9 protein-coding genes, 4 tRNA genes and 1 pseudogene are annotated in these 13,039 nt (G+C 32.6%); 2 read left to right on the top strand and 12 right to left on the bottom strand.

Annotated features, from left to right (window positions below; genetic code table 11):
* Positions 1 to 325: 325 nt before the first annotated feature.
* The 12 genes and pseudogenes from PG914_RS01850 to PG914_RS01795 form a co-directional block, all read right to left on the bottom strand.
* Positions 326 to 847, bottom strand: a complete 522-nt coding sequence (locus PG914_RS01850) for a DUF6933 domain-containing protein (protein WP_488821979.1) — start codon at positions 845 to 847, stop codon at positions 326 to 328.
* Between the two features lie 339 nt (positions 848 to 1,186).
* A pseudogene (locus PG914_RS01845) lies at positions 1,187 to 2,266 on the bottom strand (AAA family ATPase).
* A 201-nt stretch (positions 2,267 to 2,467) separates the two neighbouring features.
* Positions 2,468 to 3,478 (bottom strand): Wadjet anti-phage system protein JetD domain-containing protein, encoded by a 1,011-nt coding sequence (locus tag PG914_RS01840; protein ID WP_488821978.1) that lies wholly within the window; start codon positions 3,476 to 3,478, stop codon positions 2,468 to 2,470.
* 157 nt (positions 3,479 to 3,635) lie between these two features.
* Positions 3,636 to 6,899, bottom strand: coding sequence for an ATP-binding protein (locus PG914_RS01835; RefSeq protein WP_488821977.1), 3,264 nt, complete (start codon positions 6,897 to 6,899; stop codon positions 3,636 to 3,638).
* On the bottom strand, positions 6,877 to 7,515 hold the full coding sequence (locus tag PG914_RS01830) for a DUF4194 domain-containing protein (RefSeq protein WP_488821976.1): 639 nt from the start codon (positions 7,513 to 7,515) through the stop codon (positions 6,877 to 6,879). Before PG914_RS01830 ends, PG914_RS01835 begins: the two co-directional genes overlap by 23 nt.
* Positions 7,505 to 8,899, bottom strand: coding sequence for a Wadjet anti-phage system protein JetA family protein (locus PG914_RS01825; protein ID WP_488821975.1), 1,395 nt, complete (start codon positions 8,897 to 8,899; stop codon positions 7,505 to 7,507). Before PG914_RS01825 ends, PG914_RS01830 begins: the two co-directional genes overlap by 11 nt.
* Positions 8,900 to 9,376: 477 nt before the next feature.
* Positions 9,377 to 9,526 (bottom strand): hypothetical protein, encoded by a 150-nt coding sequence (locus PG914_RS01820; protein ID WP_488821974.1) that lies wholly within the window; start codon positions 9,524 to 9,526, stop codon positions 9,377 to 9,379.
* Positions 9,527 to 9,540: 14 nt separating this feature from the next.
* Positions 9,541 to 10,566: an SDH family Clp fold serine proteinase gene (locus tag PG914_RS01815; protein ID WP_488821973.1), complete on the bottom strand. Its 1,026-nt coding sequence runs from the start codon at positions 10,564 to 10,566 to the stop codon at positions 9,541 to 9,543.
* Positions 10,567 to 10,769: 203 nt separating this feature from the next.
* A complete protein-coding gene (locus tag PG914_RS01810) occupies positions 10,770 to 11,225 on the bottom strand; it encodes a hypothetical protein (protein ID WP_488821972.1) in 456 nt (151 codons plus the stop codon).
* Between the two features lie 89 nt (positions 11,226 to 11,314).
* Positions 11,315 to 11,398: transfer RNA gene (locus PG914_RS01805), tRNA-Leu, on the bottom strand.
* A 25-nt stretch (positions 11,399 to 11,423) separates the two neighbouring features.
* A tRNA-Gln gene (locus PG914_RS01800) sits at positions 11,424 to 11,498 on the bottom strand.
* Between the two features lie 25 nt (positions 11,499 to 11,523).
* A tRNA-His gene (locus PG914_RS01795) sits at positions 11,524 to 11,599 on the bottom strand.
* 131 nt (positions 11,600 to 11,730) lie between these two features.
* Here PG914_RS01795 and PG914_RS01790 point away from each other — a divergent pair.
* Both PG914_RS01790 and PG914_RS01785 read left to right on the top strand, forming a co-directional pair.
* Positions 11,731 to 12,810, top strand: a complete 1,080-nt coding sequence (locus PG914_RS01790) for a hypothetical protein (protein ID WP_488821971.1) — start codon at positions 11,731 to 11,733, stop codon at positions 12,808 to 12,810.
* Between the two features lie 59 nt (positions 12,811 to 12,869).
* A tRNA-Trp gene (locus PG914_RS01785) sits at positions 12,870 to 12,944 on the top strand.
* The last annotated feature ends 95 nt before the right edge of the window (positions 12,945 to 13,039 follow it).

Genomic DNA, 13,039 nt, shown 5'->3' with positions numbered 1-13,039 from the left:
AATTCGTTGTAGGCTTAAAAATAAAAAACACCCTTATTCATCAAGATTGAATAGGTGTGTCATTATATTGGATTGAGTTAGATTATTGATATTAACCAATGCGTATTATAGGCTCAACGATTGGTTTTTATGTTTAGTTCAAGTTTATTATGCAAACTAGCAGATAAAAGCCGTTAGGTCAAATCGTTGAGGTTTTATAAGACAAATTATCTGGTATTCATCAAAACTCATAAGTAATTCTTGGATTTTCAGAAAATTGCCTTGCGTAAATGAAATGCCCTCCCGACGGTACCCTAGCAAGGCTAAGTGTGCATGACCGGGGGGGTTACTCCTCTAATAATAAATCCAAATATTCTCTAAACTTTTCTTCTGGATAATAACAGACTTTATAATTATCTTCACAAACGAATAACTCATTACAAAACAAACTTGCATGTCTTTGTTCAATGGAGTCCGCGTGATATCCATCAGTGCCTAATATATGATCTGCCATTTCGACTGCTTTATTTAATCTAGCGACCAATGTTCTATTCTTAGTTTTGTTAAATGATAGTGATTCAGGTCGTCTATCAACATAGGCTCCTATTGCATCTAATGGTATACCAGCATCCATCATAGCGTTCATTACAGCAACACTGATCATGGGATAGAGTTCTTTAATGTGACTTTTCTTTACCCCATAGAAGACAACTGTGAATCTTGATAGGTCATGCATCAGGACGAGTAGATTCTTCCCACTTCTTTTTAAAAAGTGCGCATGCCAAGCATACATGTCATTATCGGTGTTTGTTTCAGTTAGTTCTGGTTTGATGTAATCTAGCATTGCCTTCGTACATTGTATGTGCATAATTTGACACCTCACTTCAATTTAGTATACCAAAATAGACTAATCTATACATGAGGTATTGAAAATTCGAAACTAACAAAAATAACTGTAATTGCTAACCGGTTTTTACTTTTTTTGTTTTTTCTTTGGAAGAAAGGTGAGTGCTAACGATAATGCATTGTTTGGGATAGGGCAGGCTTTCAAGCCCTATCCTACAAACATGCGTTAGCGTGTTGGTTACATCCAACTATATAAAGCCTATCCGCCAGTTTTTTGGTAGTAGGAATATAGGAGTTTTTTCCCTTTCTGCCAAAATCAGGAAATTGTGACGGAAATTGCATTTTTCCCTATTTTCCAACTTCACTTTTTACGTGATATGATACCTTTTTTGGTGACGTATTCATCACTGAATTCTATGACACGATCTCTAACCGTTCTTTCAGCAATCCCTAAATATTCTGCAAGTACAAAGGCAAAACAGGTTCCATCTTTCCTCATATTGGTATCAAATGCTTTATCAAATTCTTCTTTACGTGAATCAGTCGTCTGATTTCGCTTATAACTTCTTGATAGGTTAGCTCTAGGATCGCCATCAGCATAATTCTTCTTTAGTTTTCCTGCTTCATCCACTCTATGTATTGGATACTCAAACCATATGTTGACAGGGTTGAAGCTTCGAAATTCTCTTAGATTACTTTCTAGTCGCCAAGCTGTAGCAGATGATTCATCCGGATTATGACGTGATGGGACTTCGACGAGATTGAGTTGAATCATATCCACTTGTGCATCTGCACCTCTAGCAAAAACACCAGATCCTGATGCACGATCCATAGACTTTTTGAACCCTTGAGCTCCTTTGGAATGATGATGACTATAGACAAATGTACATCCAGTCTCATAACAAATCTTGTCAAAGAGATTGGCTAAGTTGGCCATATCGGTTGCATTGTTCTCATCACCCATCATCACTTTGTAGATAGGATCTAAAATAACCACATCAGCACCTTGAAGAGTTGCTTTTTGGATAAGTTCTGGTATTAATTCATCGAGTGGTTTGGAGGATCACCTTAAGTTCCAAACGGAAATACTATGTGCGTTCTTTGGTATAATCCCTAACGCTTCATAGATGTCCATAAACCGATGAATAAGACTATTGCGATCGATCTCCAAGTTAATGTACATTACCTTTGATTTTCTGCATTGAAACCCAAGCCACTTCGTTCCTTCTGCTAATGCAATAGCCAATTCAATCAATAAAAACCTTTTACCAGACTTTGAAGCACCAGAGATCATCATTTTGTGTCCTTGACGCACAACGCTTTCAATGACTTCTTCAGGTAGTTTAGATGGATTATCCAAAAATTCTGAAACCGAAATTATTCTAGGTAATCCATCGTCTTCATCATCCCATACATCACTGTTCTTATTGTTTTCTTTCATTTTGAACACCTCTTTCATTTTTTGAGAGAATTATCTCTTCAATGGTTAATGGCAAGGTATGATGCATTTTGCCGGTAACTTATGAAAATATTTCTCACCATCTATATCTTAGTCCGCAGAAAATGGAGAAAAGTTTGGGTTTTCAATAAAAATATACAAAAAAACGACTTAACTCAATTAAGAGTTAGGTCGTCTGACTAATCAAATCTGTTGTATTGCTTCTTGTTCCAATTTACAATTATTCGTTATCATATATTTTACTAATTGAGCAAATCGTCCGTCTATCATTTTTTCTAATCTTTTTTTATCATTTTGGGTAAGATTCATCCAATAGTCCCTGTGATTCTCTAATGTTGTAATATCCATCATATATGGGTTAAAATGGATACCTGTCTTTGTAACCAAATCCTCAAATATTAGAAATCCACCAGCGTCGATATCACCAAAATGATAGAATTCTATTTCAGTGTTATATACGAATATCTTGCTTAATAGTTTTCGCTTAACGCTATTATGAAATCCTCCTAGATAGACTGTAACGTATTCAGGATTGTTAAACGATACGAAGGTTGTAAGATTTTCGATAGTAATAACTTTATTGGTAGAAACATCCATTACGTCAAAATCCAATAGAGCACTCGAACTTAGTGCAATTTCATGGCCATAATTAGATAAATCGATGACTTGGTCTTTAACTTTTATCGTTAGTCTACCTTTTATGTATGCAAACGTTGGCGTCTTAACCAAATGATAAATTGATAGCAATTCATCATTATCATCTATATCATCGTCAGCGAATTCACGAATAATCTTAAGTACTTTATTTTCTATTTTTTCAAACAATTTAGAGTCATTAAATATTTTCTTACTGAAATTGCGCTTTAATGTATCTTCTTCTAGAGACGACATCGCTTCAATAGCTTTAATGTAAAGCTTTAGGTCCTTCAAATTATCAAAATAGGTTTGAACACTTTGAAACTTTGATAGACGATCTGTTACGAAGATGACGAATTCTTGAATTATTTGATTGCTACTTACATATGATGTCAAGTATTCTAGCACTTCAGTACGGTCAACTTCTGGATTTACTCTCTTTATAAACTTATAAATATCAGAAACAGACTCAACACGAAGATCAATAAAATCTAGTTCCTTATTCTTACTTAAACGGATTGATATAAAGTTTTTTCTGACAAGTTCGTCAAGCATCATGTTTATTTGATCTTTATAAAGATAGGAGTCCTCTGACCAATAGTCTCTTAAGATTGAATGATTTGCCTTTAAGGTTATGTGGATATTTCGATTTGATCCTTCTTTAGATAGCTTACTTTGCTCGTACTTATCCAAGAGTACATTAAGAATCAAGATATCATACTTCTTCATTCTTGACCTCCTGATGATGTTCTTTCCAGCTATGAACAACAACTGTATGGTTGGATTTAATCAATCCAAGCGTTGTCTCTACATATGGCACAATATTGACGAGCCTTTGAGGTGGCACAGCAATCAGTAGTTGCATATTTAGTTCATTGTAGTATTCCATCATTGCTTCTATGCGTGATTCGTCCATGTTATTAAATGCTTCATCAAACATTACCACACAAGCAGAAGATCTGTTTTTTCTTGATGAATCAAGTAATTGCTGAAAAGATGATGCAATAATGACATAAAAAGGAGTCTGTGTCTCGCCACCACTTTTCTCTTTGTTGACTTTAGAAAAATAATAGGTCTCATCTTTTCTATTCGTAATTTTGATATCGTAATCCATATACTTGCGATAGTCTGTAAACTCTGCAATTCTTCTAACTTGTGCTTCAGATTTGTCCTCTGAAGTCAAAGTTTCAAATAAAGTTTTTAGCAAAATAAGGTTTTTCTCGCTCAACGATTCAACAAGTAGTGATTTTGATACGTAATCTTCTGAACTCTGCAAGATCGTGTAATAATCTCTAAAATTAGGGTTATTACTGCCTGAATAAGTAAAAGTATATACTTCCTTATCGGAACCGAAAGGTTTGGTTTTAAGTGCTTTGTTAAGGTGATAGAATCCCTCTTGCGCTGTTTGTATTTTTTCTCTAAGTTTGGATAGAAAATCTTCCTTAAATGATTTTTCACATGCATTTAAAGCAATTGCTGCTCTGTCCTCAAACTCAATGATGTTTCGTCCCTTAATTCGATAATAGACATCCATGTAGTCATTAAGGTTATGAATATCTGGAATAAGTTGTCCATTATCATATTTTTGAGTATATTCTTTCATCAAATCTAGGATTTTTGTTTCTTGACTATAAAAGGTTCTTGATAATGAACTATTCTCGTTTTGAATACTCTGTATCATCTTGTCATAATTTTCTTTGTTTGTTAGTTTTAAAATTTTCTTTTTTTCTTGAATTTGTTGAAGATATTTGTTCATATCGGGTAAGGCATCATAGTCACTAGAAATGTCTGATAAACTTTCACTAATCATTGTAATTTTAGTTTTAATGTTTTTAATATTGTCTTCCAAAATACCAATTTTTTTGACTAATAGATCTTTTTCAGTTGCTAAACCATATTTTTCTTTTTTCTTTTGCTCTATACGTTCAGCAATCTCTAGCCAAGCATTATCTTTTTTCAGTAAGGTCAATTCTTCAAGTGAGCTTTTCATTTTTAATTCGAGATCATCTTTGTCTTTAAAAATATTAGGCATGTTTAAAAGCTCTCTAATACGAGATTGTTTCATTTGATAGATATTATTACTTAAATCATTTATTTTTTTAGTAAGAGAATTGATAACTTGGTCAAGTTCATTTTCTTTAGCCCGTGCATTCTCAAGTTGCTTTTCTATTGCCTTTTGACCTATAAAGGGTCTTTCCCATATGGCTTGATTAATCTGTCTAGCAGTATTATTTCTATATGTCATACCAGAAGCCGTAATGGACTGTGAATATGACTTAAGTTCTTGAATATCGTCGACACAAATGACTTTACCCATAATCATATTTACTGCTTGTCTGGCAAATTCGTTAAGCCCATTAACCTTGGAAGCCAAAGAATTTTGCTCCAAAACATATCCATTCAGCTTGTTTGTATTAATTAGCCCAATCCCATGAATCTTTTTCTTGAATTTATGTTTCTCATAAATTTCTAATGCTTTATTAAAGTATTGAGGTTCAACGATTATATCAAAACGTTGAGTGTTTAGATAGCCCTCAATTGCGTTTCTCCACTCATCGTTTTCCTTTTCAATGTCTAATAGTTCGCATAATGGTTTTACATCAATATAATCTTTATTGAACTCTATAGCGAGCTCTTCTTTCAATATAGCAAGTAAGGATTCAACATGGAAATCATACGTAAATCGATTAGACTCTAGTTTCTTGATCTGACTTGTAAGCACAGTCTTTTCATCATTCACTTTATCTAATTCTTTTTTACGTTCTGAAACCACAACAGTTAATTCGCTCTTTTTTTCATCCATCAAATGATCATATTCCTTGATCTCACTCACTAATTGCTGATGACCACTCGAATTTAATAGGTCGTTAATTTTAAAATCCAGTTCAATTCGTTTCGCTAACTGTGCTTCAAATTTGATTATATCCAATACATTCTTCAACTTATGTTCAACTAATGTGAGTTTTTGTCTCTCATCTTGTAATTGTTTCTCAAGTGAATCTATGCGTAAAGTCATATCATTCTTCTGAAGCTCATTTAAACTCGTTTCAACTGCTAATAGTTTTGTCTCAATTTCAGATTGATCAATTAAAGCTTGATCGTAGTTTAGGTTCTTCTCTCTTAAGTTTTGATTTTCATTATCAATTGATTTCTGGATTGCTTCATATTTTAGGTCTACTTTTAAATATTCTAGAATGTTTATATTCGATTGTGTCTCTTTGTATTGGGTTACTAAATTTTCTAAAGGTTTGAGAAATTCAAGTTTTTCCTTCTCTATTTTGAGTAATTTACTGACTTCACGGTAACTATGAATATTCGTTTGTAGTGATTCAATGTCTACTCTATCTTCAGGAAGTAAAAAGTCATATACAAATTGATTAACTTCATTGATCGGATGAAAAGCTAGAGCTTTAGGCAAAAGTTCAAAGTACTTGTCACTTGATAAACCAAGTGTACTCTTGATCATCGTTTTAATATCACGCTTAGTTTCAAAGGTATATACTGTCTTATCTTTAGCTTTTACAGCTTGTTTAAATTGACTTAATCCAAGAATGTTGTGGTTATAAATGTAATAATCTTCAAGCAACTTTGAATCGCTAATATGATAAAAAGTTCCATGGTTTTTATGTTTAGAAAAAGGCAGTTCAAAAACAACACCGATGACAAGATACTTCTTAGTAAATTTATCATAGAACTCTAATGCAATATGCGAAATAATTTGTTCTTGTTCTCTAATAAATGTTTTACCTTCAATACCAGTCTTTCCTTTTACATAGGATTCAATTGTTCTTTTGGTATTGGTATTTGCAGCTTGATTAAATTTGCCTGATGCACCACTTAAAACAAAGTTCACAGCATCCAATAAGGTTGATTTACCATGCCCATTTTCACCTGTGATTAACGTGTTATGGTTGATTTCAATGGTGTGATTATCAAAGATATGCCAATTGATAAGTTTAATCTTGGTCATCGTCTTCATCGTCATCACCTCCATTAGAATATGCATTCAGTTGTGTTTCAAGTTTTGTCATATCATCAATATTTACAACACGCAGTAAAGAAGGATATATCTCTACCCTCGTATCATCATTAATTAAATTGGAAGATTGAAAATCAATCAATGAATAACTTTTAAGCATTCTCATTGTTGTTTGTAATTCTGTTTTAGGGATTTTCCCTTTAAACAGACTTGTACGATCTAATTCTTCTTGAATATCTTTAACTGATACTAATATTTGATTAAGTTGTGTCGCTTCCTTTGATTTCTTTTGATACAAAAGTCTTAAAACTAATAACATGATTGTATCGTTTCTTCTTAATCTGGTTCTATTTCTGTTGGCTTCAGTACTTAAAGCAACGATTTGATCCGCTTCATAGTGAGTTACCATGTAATCCATCAACATAAAATAGTTTTGAAACAAGGTTAAGTGGCCAACAACAAAGAAATAATCCTCTTTATCAGATTCTTTTTGCCGAATTAAAAAGTTCTTATCTAGAATCTTATTGCATATTCTAGAAAACTTTTCCTTTTCTGTTTCAGTTAACTTTTGAAATTGATTAAAGAATGTAAGTCCTACACTTTGCTTATTTGCCATGTTGTTCACCTCGCTTTACAATCATAAAGTCTTTATACTCAATACCATTTTTAGTAACATTTGAATCTGATGTTTCAGTTCGATAGCACATTTGTTCATGATGGGCATAGAGTTGAATGAGAATCATTCTTGTCAAATCTTCGTTACTGTCTATCAATAAGTCCGACGACTTGATCCTTGTTTTATGCTCTAACAATACTCGCACATATTCATTGACTTTTTTAATACTAAAACGATTATCTCTAAAGAGTCTTTGAGCAACTTCGTCAACATATGCTTGATCTAATTCAGGTTTTTCTTGTAGCTCTACAACAGATAATAGTTCTTTATAAACCCTTGGCTTGTATAAGGATTCAGAATCTATTGTTCCCATTTTATAGAGACCAAACGCTTCATGATAGAAGACATCGTCTTTATGGTGCTTCATGAGTTTAAGTATATTTTCAATCTTACCTACTACATCAAAATTTTCACTCAATATAAAGGATAGTTTGGAAGTGGATGATTTAACATATTTGGCATTCTTGATATCAATCATTAAAATGGTTTGCTGAAGCATCTCAATGATGTTATAGATATACTCAATCTGATTGAATAGATTTTTTTCAATTTCGAGTTCGGATTGGTCAGAATTTTTTGTCTTTTTGTAGTTTTGAACCAGTTGATCCATACCCTCTTTGGATCTTAGCTCATTAAGTTTAGTTAATATTTGGTTCTGATATTTACTTGGATTATCTGATAATTTAAGGTTGCTAAAGGCTTTATTAATGATGTTATCTTGATAGTCAAATAATAGCGTTCTTAAGAGCTTTTCAGCGTCCTCACTATCTTCATTAAGGAGTCTTGTCAAGTACTTCTTAATGCTTGAATTGAGCCCTCTAAGACGGTTCATTAAAGTTTCGGTATTATCATAAATACGTTCCAAAAGTGAAACACCTTGATTGTAGTCAAATGTTCTTAGTAAACTATCAATGACATAAATATAGCCTGTATATTCTTTAGGTGAAGAATTGCTGCTAATATCCTCCAAGGCTTTTAAGATGATTAATGCATTGTCGTCAAATTGGATGATATCGACATAGTTTTCGACCTTTTCTTCGATTAACCATCCGTTTCTTTTAAAGAGGTTAAGCTTGCTCAATGCTTTTTCTCTAGGTGTTGATTTAGAGATATCATTTCCTTCATCATCAAGAACATTGTCGAAATTGCGTTGACTAATGTAGTCAGATAAGTGATTGACTAAGTCCTCTTTTTCCACATAGGAAGCGTTATGATGCTTAAAAAAATCGGAGACAACCATGATTATCTCCGCATGGATTCGTCTATTCTCTCCAGAAAAAACTTGAAAGAATTTATAGTCGATAGCATCAAAAATGTTTTTCATCATTACCTCCCCTTTTAGTACTCCTGAAATCTCATAAGTGTTATTTCTTAAATTATAACATTTTCAGTTTGATTTTCATATAAAGTCTAGGAATATGCTAGATACTTACTTTTATTAGCTATTTAAAAACTATTAAATAAAACCACCATTTTCCACCATAGGGGAATTCGACTCTTCTTTTAAATATTCTCAAAGTAATAGTGTAAATAGTTAGGTAATCGTTAAAAAGTTAGACGTCGATCAAATGTCAGTCAAGAAAAAACCATGATTTTGGCTTTACATATTGACTCAGAAAATTGCAGATAGGGAAAAACCTCCCTTTCTTCAAAGAAAAAAGCCTAATACAAATTGTATTAGACTAATGCTTCTTATATGGTGCCAATGATGTAGTTCATCCGAACTTAGATGGCCTTATGACAATATCGGGGAAAATATCTTTGAGATGTTTATATTGTAAAAAAATAGAAAAAGCAGAAATTATCTGCTTTCTTTATTTTCTTTCTTTTCTTCTCTTCTATCTTCAAATTTCAAGGCACTTGCATCAAGCTGATAAGTAACTGAAGAGCTTTTAGCACTTTTTGATGTTGTTTTAGACTGTTCATTATTCACAACATACATGTCATACATAACAATTGACCTCCTTAATTGGATTTTTCCCATCCAATTGCATTTGTTAAGTTTAAATTAGTGTTTAATTTATCATCGATATTATATTTTACTATAATTTCATTCATTAAGCAATAATTATTGTTTACAGACTCAAGCGAAGCTAGTTTAAATCTCTCATTCATTGTATATACTTGATTAAAGACTAGACCACTTGGGATATTTTGGGAAATCTTATGAAAGAAATACTTATTTGCATCTAAAAATGGATTGTTCATATTGATTTCGTCAATAAAATCCTGCGCCACTTGCCAAATAAGTTTCTCAATCTCATCATTATCACAAACCTTTAATCCAATACTTTTAGCTTCAGTTTTGCCAACTGGATAACCATGATGATATATTTTTGTGTTTAGATGACTTGATATTTGTTTAGCTTTTCTTTTGTTTTTCATATGCTTCAAAAGAAGTTTTTCACCCATCTGAAGTCCTAATTTTGAACTTCTTTTACCAAATCCCAAAGATGTTGGATAAATCTCATCTGTTAATTTTTCTAGGAGCTTTTCCATAGATTCTTCTTTTTTAATACCAAAGTCCTTCACAAAATCCGAGAAATTCATAATATCTTCATAACCAATGTTCAGATAAGGTTTATCCTTATCTCTTGCTCTAATAGTTAACTGCGAATCTAATGGTCCTAAATTCCCATATGGATTCATTATTATTGAATCTGCTCCTAAAGCAAGCAGTGTCGCAGCACTGTACGCAGAATACGGAATTAAGACATTAATCTCTTTAAAAAATTCTCTAAGAAGAGTTATTATTCTCCACGAAACTATTGGATCCCCTCCATTACTCATAATCAGAAAATCAATTTTACCATCTTTATTATAATTAGGATTATTCACTATATCATTAATTTGAATTATGATATATGGCAAAACATCTTGATTCATACTCCCTGACATTCCTTGTCTACTTGAAGTAAAATAAGAAATCAGTGGTTGTTGTCTTAATTTCTGAATATTATCATATAATATTTTTCTTTCTTGATATCCCATAAAAAATCTCCTTTGACTACAATTATATTTTATCTTACTTAGTTAAGAAAGGCAAAACAAAAAATCCATCCAGTTCGGATAGACTGTTTTAATGGGTCATTTTGGTGCCAATGATGTAGTTCATCCGAACTTAGATGGCTTTATAACAATATCGGGGAAAATATTTCTATTTGAATACTTCATGCTCTATAATAGTTAATATTCTATACACCTATAATTGTTACTTCATAATTACTATTAATAATATAATCTATCAAAATGTTTAGACTATCTATTATTTCTTTACTATTTATTGATCTAAAATACTCCTCTTGATAATTAGATGCGATAGACTTATATAAATCATTATTCTTCAAACTATCAATTAGTGGCATTCCACTTAAGTCATTGATAATTTTTCTCATTTGCTTAATAAAATCCCTCGAATGATTTTCATTTAAATATGTCACACTAGTTATATCAAAATCTACACTTTGGCATAAAATCAAAGAAATAAATTCAAATTGATCTGGATTAAAATAGATTGAATCTTTCTTTTTGAATTTGATTCTATTTAGATGTTTGCCACTTTGAATTTCAATAATATAACTTGATTTTATATCATCAAAATAGTAAACTTTGAAGATTTTAGGTACATAATCATTCTTATATGGATTCACTATTATTCACTCTATTTCGCATATTTATACTAAAATTATACAATAAAAAAGCCTATCTGGTTCGGATAGACTGTTCTAATGGGTCATTTTGGTGCGGGCGACAGGAGTTGAACCTGCACGCCGAAGGCGCTAGATCCTAAGTCTAGTGCGTCTGCCAATTTCGCCACGCCCGCAGCAATTATGTTTCTAAAAAAAAGATGGCAGGCCCAGCAGGATTTGAACCTACGGGTGACGGAGTCAAAGTCCGTTGCCTTACCGCTTGGCTATGGGCCTATCTTTTACATTGTTGAGAATAAAGTGGGGCGGCCGAAGGGAATCGAACCCTCGAGTGTCGGCGCCACAAGCCGATGCGTTAACCACTTCGCCACGACCGCCATACTCAACGCAAGTTATATTATACCAATATTTTTCCGTTTGTAAAGTTGTAAAAGTAGGAAAATAAGTTTTTTGTATAAAAAAGTTTTTTTATTTGATATCATTAAATAGAAAGGATGTTGATGCATACATGAAATGGATAGGAAGAATCCTTTATTTTATCTTCTTAGTATTAATTGTCATGTTTATTGAAGGCAATTTATTTGGTATTAACGGTATTCAAAGATCTTTATACGTCGGAGACAAGATCGCTAATGCGATGGAAGACAATGAAGATTTCGATGTTTATGACGGAATTGCGCATATTAATACCGCTTTAGGTATTTATTATTCAGATTCTGCTATAAAAAACGCTGATGGTGGAGAAAGTTATGATACCACCGGTGAAGCAATAGATGATCTATATAAGGTTAAATTTAGTATTTACCCAATGATCTCTGCTCATAAAAATCGTAAAGCTGCATTCTATGAAGACGGTTTCTATATTGTCTTAGATGAATACAACGAAGATGTATTCTACTATACACTATCAATTGTGGCATATAATGTGAACGATCCTGAGAAAACTCTAATCACAAGATCTAACAAGCTTACTGATTCAGAGGGTAAAGTTCAAGATGTACGTTCATTTAACATTTATCTATTACCTGGGGATTTATTTGTAAACAGTAAAGTACCACGCACTACTTATATCGCTAACTATAACTTCTACGATGCTACACAAGACAGTTTAATTAGTGATGGAGAATTACATGAGTATGATATTGTTTCAATCGGCTTATATGCTGTAACATTAGATGAAGAAGACAAGGAAGTTCCAACACTTATCTATAGAGTGACTGATGGTGAACAAAACTTCACTGGTGCACCACTTGTTGAACACACTAATTTAAACTTAACAGCTGATACATATAATATCTCTAAGAACTTAGAGGATCTAACAAATCTTACAGCAAGTGATATTGAAACTTACAATATCGTGACTTTATACCACCCAATTGATTTAAGCGACTATACGAACGTTTACTTCATCGTATTCGGTATTTATATCGTGTTTATTGTAATCATTCCTTACTTCTGGTTCTTCCATGGTAAGATTATGGCCGCAGTTAGAGCACGTAGACCAAAGAAGGCTGAAGCAGTAATTGTTGATCGCCCTCAAGAGGAACAACTATTTAGTGACGTAGAACCAAAGAGCGATGATAAATAATCGCTCTTTTTCTTACTTGAAATGTCAATGAATATTTGCTATACTATAAAGGCTGACTGGGGGACATGGTGTCAACGGTAGCACTACGGTCTCCAAAACCGCCTGTGTGGGTTCGAATCCTGCTGTCCCCGCCACTAAAGCATTCGAAACATCGCTCTTGCGGTGTTTTTTTATTTATTATCTATATTTGATTTCTATTGTGGGATTTTTTATAGAGTTTGAAAAATTT

The sequence above is a fragment of the Acholeplasma sp. ORD1043 genome, from assembly GCF_057808485.1.
This window is presented reverse-complemented; position numbering and strand designations above follow the sequence as displayed.